Below are 18,341 nucleotides of genomic sequence, written 5' to 3'. Positions count from 1 at the left end.
AATAATGACTGATAATAATTTTATTGTACTGTCACTCTTCTTTTTTAGATTATACCAAGTACATTAATTAATTGACCACTTAGCGATAATTAAAAGGCTTAGAGGCAAGGCATTGATTGAAGAGAATGGTTATTCAGGAGAATAAGCTCCTGCATTCTCTAAGAAGCTACATCCATGTAGCGTCCTTGTCGAAATCAATAACGACGCATGTAAGCCTTTGCCTTTTATTAGGTACTCGCCCTTTGGGAGTTTATTAGCAAACTGATAACGGCACAAAATTAAAGAAATATAGAATAACTATGTTTAAGTAATTTTGCTTGTTCTAAGCTCGCTAATAAAACTCTAAGCTGATCAATTTATTAGTGTATTTGGTATTACTTGCTGATTTTAGCCCAAGTATCTCGTAGACCGACAGTGCGATTAAAAATTAATGTACCTGGCTCTTTAATATCGTTATCTAAACAGAAATACCCTTGACGCTCAAACTGATAAGCACTCTCCGCTTTAGCATCAGCTAATGAAGGTTCAACTTTAACACCAGTAATAGTGACTAAAGAGTCAGGGTTGATTACCGATTGATAGTCATCTTCAGCTGCTGGGTTAGGCACGGTAAATAACCGGTCATATAAACGGACTGTGGCATCAAGTGATTTATCAGCATCAACCCAATGAATCACGCCTTTAGGTTTAGTGCCGTCCGTTGGATTTTTGCCTAAAGTATCTTCATTGTAATTACAGTAAACCGTCGTCACATTACCTTGTTCGTCTTTATCGCAACGTGTTGCGGTAACAACATAAGCACCACGTAAACGTACTGCTTTATCAATAACCAAACGTTTATATTTCTTGTTGGCTTCTTCTCTAAAGTCTTCGGCTTCGATATAAAGCGTTTTTGAAAATGGCACAATACGTGTACCTTGCGCTTCATCACTCGGGTGATTCTTAACAACAAGATCTTCGTGTTTATCTTCAGGGTAGTTTTCAATCACTAATTTAATCGGATCTAAAACAGCCATAGCACGTGGCGCGTTATCATTTAAGTCTTCACGAATACATGCTTCTAAAACACTAATTTCAATGGTATTTTCCATTTTGGTAACACCAATTCGCTTGGCAAACTCGCGTATAGATGCGGGTGTGTAACCACGGCGACGAAAAGCGGCTATCGTTGGCATACGTGGATCGTCCCAACTTTCAACCAGTCCTTCTTCAACTAATGAATTTAATAAGCGTTTACTCATTAGTGTGTATTCAAGGTTTAAGCGAGAGAATTCATACTGGTGGGGTGTACTTGGTACGGAAACATTTTCAATAACCCAGTCATATAATCGTCGATTATCTTGAAACTCTAACGTACAAAGAGAATGCGTAATGCCTTCTAATGCATCAGATAAACAATGAGTAAAGTCGTACATTGGGTAAATGCACCACTTGTCTCCAGTTTGGTGATGATTAGCAAAACGTACACGATAAATAATAGGATCGCGTAGACACATAAAGCTTGAAGTCATATCAATTTTCGCGCGCAACGAACAAATACCTTCTTCAAATTCGCCATTTTTCATTTTGGCAAATAAGGCTAAGTTCTCTTCAACAGTGGTCTCACGATAAGGGCTGTTTTTACCTGGCTTATTTAACGTACCACGATACTCACGGGTTTCTTCTGCATTTAAGAAACAAACATACGCTAGGCCTTTTTCAATAAGCTCAACGGCAAAACCATGTAACTGATCAAAATAATTAGAGGAATAACGGACCTGCCCTGCCCACTCAAAACCTAACCACTGCACATCTTTCTGAATGGCATGAACGTAATCAATATCTTCTTTTTCAGGGTTAGTATCATCAAAACGTAAATTACATTTGCCGTTATAATCTTGGGCAATGCCAAAACTTAAACAAATAGCCTTAGCATGACCAATATGTAAGAAGCCATTTGGCTCTGGTGGAAAGCGTGTTTGCACACTGCTGTGCTTACCGCTAGCCAAGTCGGCATCAATGATATTACGAATAAAATTTGTTGGGCGGTTTTCGGCATCCGACATGAAAATTAACCTCTGAAAATAACCTAATACAAACGGATTAATTTTTCGAACCGAATGGTATAAAGCTGAATATAAAGTGCGTTTTACGCACAAAGATAGCAGCATTATAGCAAGTGTTTACGGGGGAGAATAGCGTTAGATAAGAGTATATTGCTGAATGTATACGCCGCATTATTATTGTGATTATCTTATATCCGCCTATGCGTATAGTTAGTGTTCAAACAACGCGAGTGAAAGCTGCCACATGGTAGAAGGTTATCAAAGAAAACTAACGCGCATAAATAAGAAAAGACTCCCCTTGACCTTTTTCGATTTCAAGCAGTTTATCAATATGATGCTGATCTATTAGCGTTCCTTTGGTCAACATAGGGTTTTTATCGGTATTAACAATATCTCTGGTTAACACCATGCCTACTCGTAAGTCTTCACTATTTAATAAGTAATCTACTTGCCCTTCACTTGAATTTGGATGTTCATCTAGTATGGTTAAATAACAATCAAGCAGTCTTGGATCAAACATGGTCTTAGCTAATTCTTTAATACGGTGTTTCGCTAACACGGTAGACGTTTTAATTTGTGATTGTCGGCCATTTACTAAATTATCATACATTGAAACGATGGCAATAATACGTGATCCTAAAGGAATTTCATCAGCAGTTAAATGTTCAGGTGCAGTACTGCCATTATAGTTTTCAGGAATATGTTTGATAATTTCGGCAACAAATGACAGTTCATCAACCTTCTTGAGTAGCTCAAAACTTTTTTGATAAAAGCCACTGTATAGATTTTTTTCATGCTGAGACATGACATCAATAGGCTTTTTCAATAAGTTTTGCTCAATTGCTAACTTGCCCGTTTCATACAATAAACCGGCAATATAAATTTGAAAAGTGGTGAGTTTATCGCAAGATTGACTTTCTGCGATTAACCGAGCATGGGCGGCAACACGAAAATTATGACGAGTAATATCCTGAGTATGCAAACAAATGGTTTCCGCATAAATATCAATAAAGGTTGAAAAGGTCTTTTTAAGTCTGACAAAGCTATTAGCTTCTCGCGCTGAAACAAGCTGTAGTTTTTTTTGACTTTTATTCGTTGCTAGTTCAAGTGAGCTATTAATAAGCGACAGTTCTGCATTTTTTGCCAAATTAATTTTTAATAGTTGTTTCGTTTTTCTTTCATTAAGATAGAGTTCATAGGCACTTTTTAGCTCACAAATTAATTCCTCATTATCCCATGGTTTTGAAAAGTAGTGAGAAATTCGCCCTTCGTTAACGGCTGTGACCGTTAAGTTTATATCTGCATGGCCCGTTAACAAAAAACGTTTACACTGAGGGTTTATGTCAATGATTTTTCCTAAGAAGGTAGCACCGTCCATTATCGGCATTCTCATATCGGTAAGTATCAGCGGAATATTAGGATTATCTTGGTAAAAACCAATGGCTTCATTGGCATCTGAAAACAAATACAATTGAAAATGTTTACGCAACACTCGGTTTAGCGCGTTAAGAACTTCCTTTTCATCATCAAGTATTAGTAATGCAGCTTTTTCCATTTCTTCTTCCCTAGCAGGTAAAACAGTATTCAAGACAGTGCCATCTTTATAAATGCTTCTTAATTATAGTTTAACTATTTCAAAAAAAGACGCAAAGTGCAAATAACACCTCTTAAATTGCAAATATCTTCTATTATTAAAAGATAGAGCTGTTCAAAAAGGTATTTATTATGGAAATGAGCACTAACACTTCTCCCCTACCAACGTTGTTACTCGTTGATGATGATATCAATATATTAGAAGCGTTAAAAAGAGCTTTACATAATGTTCAGGCTAACATTATTGATTTTAACTCGCCACTTGCAGCACTGGAATATTGTCAAAACAATCAACCTGATGTGATTATTTCTGATCAACATATGCCGGACATGAATGGCTGTGAACTATTAGAAAAAATAAAAAGACGCTGGCCTAACTCTCAACGTATTATTTTATCAGCTTATCAAGACTTTGATCTTGTCTCAGCTGCCTTTAGTTCAGGTGTGGTCGAAAAATACATTTGTAAACCTTGGGTAAATAAAGAACTCAAATTTGTTGTTGATAAAGCGCTTAGTAGAAATGTAACGGTTATTGCCAGTGATGGCGATAACGCTCCACCGACAGGGTTAATTAATTTTCACGGCATGGTAGCTGAAGATGAAACCATGCATGAACTTTTTGATTGTATTAGGCATGCTTCAAGTACTAATGCGCCCATTTTCATCACCGGTGAAACGGGTACAGGTAAAGAGTTAGTCGCCAAAGCTTGCCACTTTGAAAGTTATCATAAAGACCAACCTTTTATTGCGGTAAATTGTGCCAATTTCAGTGAGAATTTAATCGAGTCACAACTTTTTGGACACAAGAAAGGTGCGTTTACCGGTGCGGTCTCAAGTCAAGAGGGCTTGTTTTCTGCTGCTAAGCAAGGCACCTTGTTTTTAGATGAGATAACAACCTTATCAAAACCCTTGCAAGCTAAATTATTAAGAGTCGTTCAAGAACGTGAATTCTCCCCTTTAGGCACTAATGAGGTATTAAAGTTTCATGCACAAATTATTTCAGCCTCTTCTAACTCTATTAGCAATGCAGTAATTCAAGGTGATTTTAGAGAAGATTTATATTACCGACTTAACGTTATTACCATGGCTTTACCGCCGTTAAGAGAGCGAGGTGGTGACCTTGTACATCTCGCTAGTTTCTTCTTGAAAAAATACAATAAAATAGAGAATAAACATTTTAGAAAATTCTCTCGTAACGCCATTCAAATAATTTGCGCTTATGACTGGCCTGGTAATATTCGTCAATTAGAAAATGTAATTCATGGTTTGGTTATTTTAAATAGTGGCGAGAAAATAACGTCTGAAATGATCATAAAATCATTATCAACTACGGTAAAAAACTATAGTGCTATTCAACCTATGTCGATGTTATCTGCCACGGTAAGTAATAATTCGCACAAGAATACTGCTACAAGTCCCTTAAATAATAGCATCGAGATCCAACCACTTTGGCAAGTCGAAAAAAATGCTATTGAAGCAGCAATATTATATTGTCAAGGTAATATACCTAAGGCTGCCGCCATGTTAGAGGTAAGTCCTTCCACTATCTATCGGAAAAAACTCGACTGGTAGATGATCAAAATAAACTGATACTTATGACTAAAACCCTTGATTATAAGAGGTATATAACCAAGCTACATGAAGATGCAGGTTTCAGCTGGAATTAAAAACGCAGCTTCAAGTAGCTTGGGTATTTCAGCAAAAGGTAAGCTGCTCGCCTCTTTATTTCCTACCAAATCAATACCATTTTGATTAAGTTTCTTTCCACTGAGTGATAGTCAGGTTGGTATAAGTTAATTCGCTTCCTAATCTGATTGTAACTTTGCATTCTGCAACAACCTCTGAATAGCCTACAACAACCCGCTGATAAATAAACAGAAAATAAATGGATCACTCCTTGCACGTTAATAATAATTAGTAAAGATGACGGGAAGTTCTTTTATGTTGTATTCAAAAAATTTTCACCGATGTTTTTTAGCCTGTTTAATGCTTTTTCAGGGGGCATTAAATGCAACTCCTTTTGAAAGCTGCCCGTCAAAGGCATTTTTAATGCAACAATCAGTGGCACAACTTTATGGGGTAAACCTAGTTACCGGTGATTATTCCTTATTATCCGGGGATTTAGGGACTGATGACAAAATAAACGCCATTGGTTTCAACTTTTATGACAATTATATTTATGGTTGGGGTTATGAATGGGGCACTTTAGTTCGCATTGGCAGTGATTATCAAGCGACATCAATTACTTTAGCAGATAACCCTGGAGTTAACTTTTTCGTTGGTGATGTTGCACTCAATGAAAACAGCTATTATTTTTATAAAAAAGGTTCGAGTTACGGCTTATACAAAGTTTCACTAGACGAAGAATCAGAGAATTTCCTTCAAGTGATCAACGTAGTTGATGGTCAATCATTGTCATTAACCATTTTCGATTTTGCTTTTCACCCTAGCAATAATTTTCTATATACCGTTGATAAAAATGGCCAACTATACCAAATAAATGCAGATAGCGGCGCCGCTACTGCACTTGGTGATATTGGTGAACAAGGTACATTTGGTGCTATTTATTTTGATGTCGACGGTAATTTATATATCAGTCGAAACAGTGATGGTTATGTTTTTATTATTGACCTAGATGATGCAAGCCCTACGGCACTCTTGTTTGCTAATGGTCCAAGTGCTTCGCAAAATGATGGCGCCCGTTGTGCAATTGCTCCTATTGTAGATGAATCAATCGCCGCAACAACGGATTATGGTGATGCTCCTGATAGTTATGGCACTACATTGTTCAGTAATGGTGCCAGACACGGTATAAGCAATATCTATTTAGGCAACACTATCACGACTGAACATAATGCTAATGTTTATCCGAAAACAGATCAAGATGATGGCATCATTTTCCTTACCCCGTTACTTGCTGGTAGCGATAGCTTAATTCAAGTGCAAGTAACAGGCGCTGGCTACCTTAGTATTTGGGGTGACTGGAATCGTGATGGTGAATTTACCGCCGAAGAAAAGTTAGTTTCCGACAAATATCTAGATAATACTACTGACGTTATTTTAGTTAATACCCCTATTACCGCCTTAAATGGTTTTACTTGGACTAGAGCAAGATTTACGTCTTTAGCGCCTATCCTCGCTAGCGGTGGTGTCGCAGACGGTGAAGTAGAAGATTATAGAGTACTGGTTACCAATGCGGGTAATAGCCAAATTCAGGATACCCCTTATTACATCGCCTTTGAAGATAGCTGGCCTGAACAAGGCGATTACGATATGAATGATGTCGTTATACTACAAAACTCTTCATTATTATTAACCAGTTCATTTGAAGTAAAACAAATTGAATTTCAAGGGGAGTTAAAGGCATCCGGTGCATCTTATCGTAATGGCTTTGCCATTCAACTGGATAATATTTTACCTGATAATGTCGATAGTGATTTAGTGCGCTTCGAAATTAATGGTGTTTTACAAGAAACCAATGTTATTGAAGAAGATACCCTATATTTAGTCCTTAAAATAACTGATGATTTACGTAGCCATATTCAATTAAGCCAAAACTGTTTATATTATCGAACAGAGAGTAATTGTAGTAACTCATCACTGATGACCTTTAGTGTAACAGTGCCATTTATCACTCCTATCACCTTAGATCAATTTCCTGAAGCCCCTTATAACCCCTTTATATTTGCTCGGACAGCAAGCTATCATGGCGATCTATTTTATCATCCCGGTAGAGGTTTAGAAATTCATCTAAAAAACAAAATACCAAGCTCTAAAGCTGACCAAAGTATTTTCGGTATGGCTGAAGATAACACCCAAATATCAGAAAATAATACCTCTCAAAATCTGACCTATCAAAATGATAACGGTTTACCGTGGGCATTAGCTATCAACCCTGGTTCAACCGAGGTATGGAAACACCCACTAGAAAGGGTTGACATATTACAAGCCTACCCTAAATTTCAAATATTCGTCGAAAGTAATGGCAACAGTGAGTCCACTTGGTTTTCCCAAAGTAACTCGATAAATTCTAAACTTTATTAACAGCTAATGAGTAGCTGACTAAACCTTGTAAAGGGAGTAGAGATAATGAATATTAATTTGATAAAAAATATTATGCTAAACATAATCATAGTTATTACTATAGCTAGCTGTGGTGGTGGAGACGAGGAAAGTTCATCAACACCTGTGATAGAAACGCCACCAACGCCCGTGACAATTTCCACCAGTGACTTAGTAAGTAAACCTGACTTTGACTTGATATCAAGTACGGATTTAGAGGTTACCTTACCCACTTCACCATCGGGCTCAGTAAACTACTTTATTAATATCTGCACCGACTTTACCGTGGGAACCAGTAGTTTTGAAAACAGTTCCGTTGATATTAACTATGGCAGCTGTAAACTAAGAACCATGCTCAACACAAAAGAGCAGGCATTCTCTTTATCTTTAAGTACAGCTGAATCAATGGTAGTTGCTCAAATTTGGCCGATAGAAGCCGGTGCGAGACCGATAACACGTTACTGGAATATAGCCGAATCTGGCAATAACTGGAAAATAGCCCTTTAAACAGCAATTAACTGCCCTGCTGCCTGATGAAAATGTCCAAACTAAGCACTTGGCTGGTCTTAATCGGTAAATGATACCTTCACTAGTCTCTTGTCTCTTGTCTCTAATTCTATAACCAAGCTTAAGCTAACGTTCAAGCCCATAACTTAAGCACTTTTAAAATACGCGCTTAGTTAACCTTGGCATAAATCGCATTTTGAAATGCATAATGAGAAAAGTACGATACAACTCAGTTAAGTTAGTGTTTTAATAATAAAACCCCTTAAAAAACAACAACAAAAGAATTGGCATGTAAATTGAAGTTACTAATAATAAGTGATGTAAGTATCTTTAAATAAGGTGATGCCGGATGAAACAAGCTACAGTAAACTGCCTTTTTATTATCTGCCTGCTTGGCTGTACTGGCTGTGTTTCAACATCGATAAGTGACTCAATCGCATTAATTGAACGAGAAAATAACCACGCCAGTAATAAAGCCGTTAATAAAGAAGTTTTGACCAGTATCCAAGCGTTACGTAGTTCACAAAAGCCAGCCAAACAGCGTCATACCTTTACCTACACTTTGCATAATAAAGAATTAAATTACCAAGATAAAATAAAAATCACTCGTCTGATCGCAACAAACCATCAGAACGTTACCATTAACATTGCCCCTGCTAAGGGCACAAATATACTTGCTCAATTAGCACTCTCAATGGCGCGCGCCGAAGTACTGCGCCAGTATATTAATCACTTCAATAATAGGGTGACCATTAAATTTTCCCCTACGTTGACAACAGACACTCTTAACCTAGTGACTGGGGCCTAATATGTCGACATCCGTCATTATAAATATTCATCTGATATTATCTGCGATGTGGCGTCATCGTTATTTAATTGTATTTCCAGCGATAACCCTTCCTTGTATCGCGGTGATTATTTGTTTTATTGCGCCGAGAACTTGGCAAGCACACACGACAATATTGGTACAAGAAAGCGCCAAAATGAATCCTTTTCTTGAAGACTTATCAATATCTACCGATTTAGAAAATAGAATGACCACGTTAGATACCTTACTACATAGTCGACATATGTTGATTAATGTCGCAAAAGATTTAGCGCTTATAAATGAGCTCTCAACAGACTTGCAAAAGGAACTGTTAGTTAAAGAGTTATCCGCTGCACTTAAAGTTAAATTAATAGGGAAAGATCTGGTAAAGCTTGTCTACCAAACTGACTCGCCCGAAAATATCGTTGATGTGTTATTGGTGGTTAGAGCAAGGTTTTTAGAAAAACTATTAGCGCCAGAGTTATCGGCAATAGATGCTTCGGAAACATTTCTAACCAGTCAATTAACCTTGAAAACTGCCGATTTACAAGAATCGGAGCTTAGGTTAGCTAATTTCAAACAATACAATGCTGAGCACTTACCAAGGCTATATAGTGCAAATAGCAGCCGTTTCAGTCAATTAAGTATGTTGCTCGAACAGAAAAAAATTGAATTGTCAGGTGCTATTGCCGCTAAAAGAACCATTCGAACTCGGCTTGCTCAAGTTGACCCGGTGATGAGTGAAATTGAAAAAACCATAGTAACAACAAAAAGCGAGCTAGCTATTTTGCGCTCGCGCTACACAGACCAGCATAGCAAAGTTCAAATATCTCTTAGAAAATTATCACAACTTGAAGATGAACGAGTGATACAAAGTAAAGCATCCTACCAGATAACCGAAGTTGACTTAAATCGTTTATGGGAAATTGCCAGTAGCATGCGAAATGGTGAAGTTGATACCAGTCAAAATTTATTATTAGTATCACAATTGCAAGAATTACAATTCGCCGACAGTCAGGTAGAAAAAATCAAGGAAGAGATTAACTCCATACAAAGACAGACAAAAACTCTAAAAGCCTCTCTGGCCGGCACCGGTGAAATGGAAAGGCAACTGTTAGCGCTTGAAAGAGATCTTAAGGTTAAACGAGATTTATATAGTGATTTACTTTATCGCTATGAAAAGGCAAAAATAACCGGCGCTCTTGGCAAGTTTGAACAACCCGAAAGAATCAAAATAATCGACGAACCCTACCAACCTAGTGCGCCAACTAACTTCCCACTTTCTATATTCCTATTGGCCGGAATTATTGGCGGCATATGTTTAGGCGGCGGTTTGGCGCTATTCGCTGAGTTAGCTGACACCTCGATCCGCGCAAAATATCAACTCGAATTAATCACCTCAGTGCCAGTAATAACACGACTACCGCGCATTGGAGTAAATTCTTTTGAAAGTAAAGCACACTTAGGAGAGCACTAATGAAACCAGTCATTGTTCATGTTGTACAACACTTAAAGCCTGGTGGTATAGAAAGTTTTGCCTTAGAGTTTCAACGAGCCGCACAGCCATTTTTTGATGTTCACATTATTTCTTTAGAAAAACAAAACGTTAAATGTTATTGGAATAATATTGATGGTTTTAAAGCGTTTATCCATATGTTAGATAAAAAGCCTGGTTGGCAAACAAACATATTTACTCAATTAAAACTGTTCTTCGAAAAAGTTAAACCTATGTATGTACATACCCACCATATAGGTCCATTAATTTATGGTGGTATAGCCGCAAGATTGGCCATGGTTAATAATATTATCCATACCGAGCATGATGCTTGGCATTTGGCTAATTTCAAGTCGAGATTATTACAAAAAATCATTGTGACCTTGGTTCGCCCTATCTATGTCGCCGACGCTAATTTTGTTGCCGAGCAAGTTAACCGCTTAATGCCATCATTAAATCCAGTGGTCATACCTAATGGTATCGATACGAATAAATTTAAACCCTCAACCGTTAATAAGCAGCAGCTACTCAAAGAAGCAGGCCTACCTACCGAGCTAAAGTTTATTGGTTGTGCCGCTAGGTTAGAATCAGTAAAAGCCCATGATGTATTAATCAAAGCATTGTCTAAACTACCTAAAAACATTGGTTTATTACTCGCTGGAACCGGCAGTTTAGAAGCACAATTAAAGCAATTGGTCATTCATTTAAATTTAGAAAAAAGAGTGTTCTTTTTAGGTCACGTTAATGATATGACCACATTTTACCCTTTAATTGATGTGTTTTGTCTTTCATCAAATAACGAAGGGCTGCCCTTATCACCTATGGAAGCCCAGTCCTGTGGCATACCTGCCGTATTAACCGACGTTGGTGGCTGTAAAGAAGCTGTTTGTAGTGAAACGGGTAAGGTGGTGCAACCTAATAATCCGACGTTGCTCTCACAAGCCTTACTCAGTTCCCTAAATCAAAAGAGTCATCATTCGCCCAGAGAATTTATCCAAAATAAACGTTGTATCGACAAGATGATTAAACAATATATCTCATTAACTCAATCAGAACTAAGGTGGAAGTTATGCTAGACCTAATGATGATAACTATATTCGCGATAGCAATATTTTTAGTGATATACCATCATGCTATTTATCCACTGATGCTCAAAATAGCGACTAAAAACAAACAAGAATATAACCCTGAAATTGCCAAACGTTGTTATGTTTTTAGCGCCGAAGACAAAAAACTTAGTCGATTTTCTATTATAATTCCGGCCTTTAATGAAGCTAAATTTATTGCAGAGAAGATCAGGAATTTAAGTTTTATTGACTACCCAAGTGACCGATATGAATTAATATTGCTCTGCGATGGTTGTCACGATGATACCCATGAAATTGCCTTAAAAACTTTGAGCGAACTTTCTTGCCATGATTTAAAAGTCCAATTGGTAAATTTTCGGGACAATAGAGGCAAAGTTGCCGTACTCAAAGAAGGTGTTGCCAGAGCAAAATTTGACAATATTGTTTTTAGTGATGTTTCGGCACTTTTACCGGTAAACAGCTTACTGATGTTAGATAGCCATTTTAAGAACCCTGCTGTTGGTGCTGTTTCAGCTGGCTATCAATTTGTTAAAAAAGGTAGCGCAGGTGAACAATCTTACTGGCGATATCAATCCATGATTAAATCAAGAGAGAGTTCTATTGCCAGTGTACTTGGCGCTCACGGTGCTTTTTATGCGCTGAGGAAGTCTTGTTACCAAGAGGTTCCTGCCGATACCATTAATGACGATTTTTTGATCCCAATGAATGTCATTAAACTAGGTTATCGCGTGATATATGAGCCTAGGGTTGTTGCCATAGAGCTTGAACAAGTCAATTTAGAACAAGATATGAGCAGGCGTTTAAGGATAGCAGCAGGTAATTTTCAGCAACTGGTCTATTTGTTACCCTTGTTATCACCTAAGTATGGCTGGAATGCGATAAATTTCGCTTCAGGTAAAGCGTTAAGAGCAATCACGCCTTTTATTTTAGTGTTTATATTTATCAGTAATGTTTATCTGGTGCCCATTCACTCTTTTTTCTTAGCACTATTTGCTTGCCAAGTTTGTTTATATAGCTTTGTTATGCTGATTAATTTATTCCATATCTCACCTAAGTTAACCGCACTAAAGCTAATCTGTTATTTAGTCAACGGTTACTGGGTCGCCTTACAAGGATCTTTGAAGTATATATTGGGCTTACAAGAAAAAATTTGGACTAAAATATAGTGGCGATAACGCAGTTAAAACTGCTCGATAAATGCGGCTCAAAGGCTCCAGTTAAAAGCGCTTTACTCTTTGTTGAGCAGTATTTTCTTCGAATGACTAGGCTACACACCACTCGCGCGATTAAAAAATGTTTAACCCGAACGATATTTAACCGTACACGCTCAATAGTACCTTGGAGATATTATGAAACACCATAGCTTTGTTCACCCAAGTATTACGCTGCTCAAAAGAGCCATTGATTTAACTTTTTCTATATTCTGCTTGTTATTAACATTACCTTTATTAGTGATAATAGCCCTGGCTATCAAGCTCTCATCATCTGGCGATATATTGTATTGTCAGATAAGAGTAGGGAAAGTTAAAAATTTCAACATGATCAAATTTCGCACTATGGTTAATGACGCCGAAGCGAGTTCTGGAGCGGTGTGGGCGAGCAGTAATGATAGTAGACTTACCTGTGTCGGTCGATTGCTTAGAAAAACCCGACTGGATGAATTGCCTCAATTTATCAATGTGATCAAAGGTGAAATGTCACTTATCGGGCCTCGCCCCGAAAGGCCCGAAATAGTAATAAACCTAGAAAAATATATCCCCTTTTATTCTGAGCGCACTTTTGAAATGACGCCTGGTATAACAGGCTTAGCACAAGTAAACCAAGGCTATGATACTTGTATTGATGATGTTAGGAGTAAAATAGCTTATGACTTTGCCTACTCACTATCGCTTACTAAACTACATAGGTGGTTGTTAATGGATCTACAAATAATTTTTAAAACCATAGTTATTATGGTGTTAGGACGAGGACAGTAATCACAGATGCTATTAAGGAATAAGCCTATGACAGCTATTAATGTGACTTGTATTGGTGGCGGCCACGGATTAGGCCACCTGTTAGCCGTTATCAATGATTTTGACTTTGTAAATTTAACCGGCATCGTCACTACCACGGATAATGGCGGCTCTACCGGGCGCTTAAGGAAAAGCTGCGATACAATTTCCTGGGGTGACATTCGTTATTGTTTGTCAAAATTAACTAAAGCGTCATCAACTAAAGGGTCTTCAACTAAGGCACTGTTATTTGAATACCGTTTCGACAACGTAGGTGAGCTATCTGGACATAGCTTAGGAAATTTAATGTTTTGCGCTGTTGATTCTCTTTGTCTCAGACCTACCGAAACAGTACAGGTGATGCGGGAATATTTAGGTATTAAAGCAAACGTTTTACCTATGTCTGATATGGTGACTCATCTAGTGAGCCATTGTGCTGATCACTGCTATGTTGGTGAAGTTGAGGTTGATGATCACGTAAACCAAGGCATCAATAAATTAGCTTTAACACCCAGAGTGAAACCAAGTGAAGAAGTTTTACAGAACTTAACAAATTCCGATATTTTATTTCTAGGTCCCGGAAGTTTTTATACCAGTACCCTACCCGGCCTATTAATGGATGCGGTGATTGATGTTATTAATCACAATACTAAGCTAAAAGTTTATTTCATTACCAATGTGCAAAGTGAGTTCAACAACCAACACGATGAACTACATTACCAACTTGGCTTTATGAGAAAGCTGGGCTTAACAAAAACGATTCATTCCTTAATTCCTCGCCATCGCGCCTCACCTTTTCTCGATTTATGTAAACCATACACTATCGCTGAGCTTCCTGCTGATACTGGCGGCAGGCATCAACAGTCATTCTATCGAGAACAGCTACTTGAACTAATAAAGCCTCACTAAGACCAAACAGGCTAATTTATAGCTGCTCTGCAAATGGTATAAGTAAGTAAAGTGCATTTATTTATTAACGTTTTTAAACAAACAACTTCCCGTCTAATTCCTCATTCGCAATTTGCATTCCATTATGCTTCGCTATGAAAAACCCTCCAACAGAGTAAAATTAAGTAACTGATATTAAACAATAAAATTACTGGCTCAAACATTGCTTAACTAACAGTGTCTTAACTTAAATGGTGGGTCTGTTATGTTAAATGAAACTTATGAAATAAATAACGATTTTATTATTACCCTAGATGGCAACTTTGATGCCGATTCAGTAAAGGTTATGAAAGATGATATCGAAAGGTACAGTAAATTAAGTACAAATATCATCTTCGACCTTGGACGAGTACCGTTTATCGATTCATCTGGCATTGGCGCTATCGTTTTTTTATATAAAAGAATGGTGGCTAAAGGGTTCAGTGTATCCGTCACTGGTCTAACACAACAACCGTTAGAGCTATTTCAAATGCTGTTTCTAGATAAAACGATAAATTGTTATCCAAATATCGACTGTTACTTAGAAACATCACCCAACTTGCAAGTTGCCAGCTAATGGTTATCCAGCACCTGATGTTGTCGCTTTGCGCTGTTATAGTTTTATCCGGCTGTAAGTCAACCAAAACTGCTGATTACAGCAGCCATTTACTTGCTGGTGTTGAAACACCGACAAGTTTAGATAAAACGCACATGCAAATTTATATCGCTAGCGCAGAGTCTCAGCTCATGTTACTGGAGCAACAAGAATCAAAACGCTGTATCACAGGCCAGTTAACTATTGCACACACCTATTTATCGCGAGCAACTGCAGAATATAATGCCGGTATGGACAAAGATGCTTTTATAACCTTGCTCGATCTGGACCGGCAAGTTCGTAAAATTCGTTGTATAAATAAATATATCAATGGCCAATTAGGTTGTAGTTATACCAATAAAAAAGTAGTACTGAAACGTTGGTACGATGAGGGCGATTATAATCAATGTGAAATCCCAGCAATATCAACGGTAATAGCTAAAGCTGAATCGACAGGGAGTATTGGTAAAAAGCACATGTTAATTACTGAAACATTGCATGATTTTAATCAAGAGCAAATAAAAGCCATCTATTTCCCTTCACTAAATAAGCTGATTGAATTAGTTAAACGTTACCCAAAGTCAACCTTGCTCATCACCGGCCATACCGATAGCAAAGGCAGCTCAGCATATAACCGTCAACTAAGTAAAAGGCGGGCGCAAAGCGTGGCAAAGTATTTCACTGACCAAGGCGTTAACTTCTCACGAATTGTCATAAAAAACGCTGGCGAAGAAAATATCAGGGAAGTCGAGAAAAGTGATGTTTCAAGGGTATTTAATCGCTATACCTCGATCACTTTACTTTTAGATACCAGCGATAAAATTTATACCAATTTGATTAAATTTCTTCCCAAATCAGAGCTCTGATCAATGTTCAATAACAAGGAGGATTTGTTTCGGTTTAGTCATTCTAAATCAAATAAATTTAACGATGTTAGTGGGCATTGAGCAAGCTCCCAGAGGGCGATTACCTAATAAAAGGCAAAGGCTTACATGCTGCGTTATTGATTTTGACAAGGGAATAACCATTCTCTTCAATCAATGCCTTGCCTCTAAGCCTTTTAATTCTCGCTGAGTGGGAAAGAACTTAATCAACTTGGTATTACATATAGGGAATTGACCATGTTTAAATTATTAATAGCAATGTTGAGCTGTATATTTGTTATGAATAATGTTCAATCAGCTGAAATTATCATCCGACCTGGTGATGTACTACACATTGAAATACCCGGTGAAATTGACTTTGAAAATAACTTTCAAGTAAAACGCGATGGTACGCTAAATTTACCTGAAGTAGGTAAAGTTTCAATTGTCGGTAAAACGCTAGCGCAAGCAAACAAAGATCTAGCCAATCTCTTAGGCCAAGAATATCGCGCCATAGAGAACTTTAAAGTTTACTTAATTGAAAGACGAGTACCTATTCAGGTATTAGGCTTTGTCAATACCCCTGGCATGATAGATTTACCCCAAGACGGCAACATACAAATGGCGCTACAAAAAGCCGGTGGTGCCAGTTCAGGTGCGCAACTCGATAGGATTCAGTTAAATCGCCAAGGTAAAATAACCACTTTTGACTATAAAGAATATTTAAACACCGGGGATTTTTCAATTTTACCTAAAATTGAGCCGCTAGATATAATTTTTGTACCGGCTTCGCCTTTGATTGGCAATGTGCAAATGGACTTTGATGCGGCAACCTTATCAGCAAGTGGTGATGGCTCTGAGGCCGCAACAGCGGTTAAAGTCTTTGGTGAAGTACTTAAACCTGGGGTGTTTTCTTTTAAACAAGGCAATACCTTGGTCGATATGTTGATGAGAGCTGGCGGAGTAACACGTTATGCTGGCGTTGAACATATTCGGATAATTAATAACGGTACACCACAGCTTTTTGATCTAAAAACCTATTTAGATACCGGTGACGCTTCTCATATGCCAAAAATTACCGCCGGCTCTACCTTATTTGTTCCTATCCAAGAGGAAGAAGTAAAAAGTGGCCTACGTACTATTTATGTTATGGGCGAAGTCTTCAAACCTGGAGCATACGAAGCGCCTGCAGGCAGTAAGTTTTTTGATATTTTAGCCAATGCGGGTGGCCCGACACGGTTTGCCGAGTCGAGAAAAATCAGAATTATTCGTACAACAGGGCAAGTTGATAGTTTCGATTTACAAGCTTATACCGAGGGATTAACACAAGTAACTATCCCGACAGTATCACCAGGCGATGCTATTTTTGTCCCTGAAAAAACCGATATGAATGAAAAGTCTTGGCTTAAAATAACACCTGACAGTGCCATTAGAATAATAGGGGCGGTGAAGAAACCGGGTCGATATGAATGGGCCGATGAAATGAGTTTCCTTGATATTTTAGCGCATGCCGGTGGCCCGACTCAAGATGCTGACATGTCTCAAGTAATAGTACTTAAGAAAGGTCAGAGTAAACGCATGGAGCCTTTCGATTTAGATAGCTTCATCACCGAAGGTGGCGATTTCGCTTTATTACCTGAAGTATCAGCAGGTGATACTATCATTATTAGTGAACGACCACGTGATGTTATCGATAATAAAGCGCGCTGGTTACGTCAATCTCAAGAGTCGTCAATTTATGTTTTCGGCCAGGTAGGCCAGCCGGGGCGATATGCTTTTAATAATAAATTACACTTTTTAGATATACTTGCTGCTGCTGATGGGCCGAATCAACACGCTGATATCCACAATATAAAAATTACCCATCGTAATAATTTTCAAAGTAAAGTAACTAGCCTCGATTTGGGTTTGTACTTTGAAACAGGCGATGAGACCTTATTACCACGGGTGAAATCTGGCGACACTATTTACGTGCCGGAAAGAAACAGACCATGGCTCGATAATAAAAAAGAACAAACGGTTCGAATTATCGGTGCGGTAGAAAAACCCGGACGTTACAAGTTTAGCTCAGACATGACAATTTTAGATATTTTAGCTGAATCAGGCGGCCCCACCCAAACAGCTTATTTGGAAAAAATTATGGTGGTAAACATATCTCGAAGTCAGTCAGAGGAGAATGTCAGTCAAGTTTTTGATTTAGAAGAGTTCATTGAACATCCCGATTTTACCAAACTTCCCATGGTACGTGTTGGTGACACAATTTTTGTACCTGACGTATCCCAAAGTAATTGGAATGTTTTTATGGAAAATGTCAAAGACATGCTAAGCATTGTATCGCTTGTTGCCATTGTAGGAGGGTTATAA

At 37.9% G+C, this 18,341-nt stretch carries 14 protein-coding genes; 12 read left to right on the top strand and 2 right to left on the bottom strand.

Annotated features, from left to right (window positions below):
• Positions 1 to 374: 374 nt before the first annotated feature.
• Both glnS and F580_RS0103145 read right to left on the bottom strand, forming a co-directional pair.
• On the bottom strand, positions 375 to 2,045 hold the full coding sequence (gene glnS / locus F580_RS0103150) for a glutamine--tRNA ligase (RefSeq protein ID WP_019026238.1): 1,671 nt from the start codon (positions 2,043 to 2,045) through the stop codon (positions 375 to 377).
• Positions 2,046 to 2,313: 268 nt separating this feature from the next.
• Positions 2,314 to 3,633: an HD domain-containing phosphohydrolase gene (locus F580_RS0103145; RefSeq protein ID WP_245560578.1), complete on the bottom strand. Its 1,320-nt coding sequence runs from the start codon at positions 3,631 to 3,633 to the stop codon at positions 2,314 to 2,316.
• A gap of 137 nt (positions 3,634 to 3,770) precedes the next feature.
• Here F580_RS0103145 and F580_RS0103140 point away from each other — a divergent pair, with 137 nt between their 5' ends.
• The 12 genes from F580_RS0103140 to F580_RS0103080 all read left to right on the top strand — a co-directional run bounded on the left by F580_RS0103140 (position 3,771) and on the right by F580_RS0103080 (position 18,341).
• The gene (locus tag F580_RS0103140) at positions 3,771 to 5,210 is read left to right on the top strand and encodes a sigma-54-dependent transcriptional regulator (RefSeq protein WP_019026236.1); all 1,440 of its coding nucleotides are present in this window, start codon (positions 3,771 to 3,773) and stop codon (positions 5,208 to 5,210) included.
• A gap of 477 nt (positions 5,211 to 5,687) precedes the next feature.
• Complete coding sequence (locus tag F580_RS0103130; protein ID WP_019026234.1) at positions 5,688 to 7,682, top strand: LruC domain-containing protein; 1,995 nt, start codon at positions 5,688 to 5,690, stop codon at positions 7,680 to 7,682.
• A gap of 45 nt (positions 7,683 to 7,727) precedes the next feature.
• Positions 7,728 to 8,207, top strand: coding sequence for a hypothetical protein (locus F580_RS0103125; RefSeq protein WP_019026233.1), 480 nt, complete (start codon positions 7,728 to 7,730; stop codon positions 8,205 to 8,207).
• Positions 8,208 to 8,556: 349 nt separating this feature from the next.
• Complete coding sequence (locus tag F580_RS0103120; protein ID WP_019026232.1) at positions 8,557 to 9,015, top strand: hypothetical protein; 459 nt, start codon at positions 8,557 to 8,559, stop codon at positions 9,013 to 9,015.
• Between the two features lies 1 nt (position 9,016).
• On the top strand, positions 9,017 to 10,492 hold the full coding sequence (locus F580_RS23890) for a Wzz/FepE/Etk N-terminal domain-containing protein (protein ID WP_019026231.1): 1,476 nt from the start codon (positions 9,017 to 9,019) through the stop codon (positions 10,490 to 10,492).
• Positions 10,492 to 11,586 carry a glycosyltransferase gene (locus tag F580_RS0103110; protein ID WP_019026230.1) on the top strand — a complete coding sequence of 365 codons (1,095 nt, stop codon included), beginning with the start codon at positions 10,492 to 10,494 and terminating at the stop codon, positions 11,584 to 11,586. The genes F580_RS23890 and F580_RS0103110 overlap by 1 nt, the downstream gene beginning before the upstream one ends.
• On the top strand, positions 11,580 to 12,764 hold the full coding sequence (locus tag F580_RS0103105) for a glycosyltransferase family 2 protein (protein WP_019026229.1): 1,185 nt from the start codon (positions 11,580 to 11,582) through the stop codon (positions 12,762 to 12,764). The genes F580_RS0103110 and F580_RS0103105 overlap by 7 nt, the downstream gene beginning before the upstream one ends.
• Positions 12,765 to 12,947: 183 nt before the next feature.
• On the top strand, positions 12,948 to 13,574 hold the full coding sequence (locus F580_RS0103100) for a sugar transferase (RefSeq protein WP_019026228.1): 627 nt from the start codon (positions 12,948 to 12,950) through the stop codon (positions 13,572 to 13,574).
• Between the two features lie 27 nt (positions 13,575 to 13,601).
• The gene (gene yvcK / locus F580_RS23885) at positions 13,602 to 14,501 is read left to right on the top strand and encodes a uridine diphosphate-N-acetylglucosamine-binding protein YvcK (protein WP_019026227.1); all 900 of its coding nucleotides are present in this window, start codon (positions 13,602 to 13,604) and stop codon (positions 14,499 to 14,501) included.
• A 244-nt stretch (positions 14,502 to 14,745) separates the two neighbouring features.
• Positions 14,746 to 15,096, top strand: a complete 351-nt coding sequence (locus F580_RS23880) for an STAS domain-containing protein (RefSeq protein ID WP_019026226.1) — start codon at positions 14,746 to 14,748, stop codon at positions 15,094 to 15,096.
• Positions 15,096 to 15,980 (top strand): OmpA family protein, encoded by an 885-nt coding sequence (locus F580_RS25350; protein WP_019026225.1) that lies wholly within the window; start codon positions 15,096 to 15,098, stop codon positions 15,978 to 15,980. Before F580_RS23880 ends, F580_RS25350 begins: the two co-directional genes overlap by 1 nt.
• A 255-nt stretch (positions 15,981 to 16,235) precedes the next feature.
• On the top strand, positions 16,236 to 18,341 hold the full coding sequence (locus F580_RS0103080) for an SLBB domain-containing protein (protein ID WP_019026224.1): 2,106 nt from the start codon (positions 16,236 to 16,238) through the stop codon (positions 18,339 to 18,341).

The organism is Colwellia piezophila ATCC BAA-637 (assembly GCF_000378625.1).
GTDB classification, from domain to species: domain Bacteria; phylum Pseudomonadota; class Gammaproteobacteria; order Enterobacterales; family Alteromonadaceae; genus Colwellia; species Colwellia piezophila.
The sequence above is the reverse complement of the archived record's forward strand: the minus strand, read 5'-3'. Positions and strand labels throughout refer to the sequence as shown.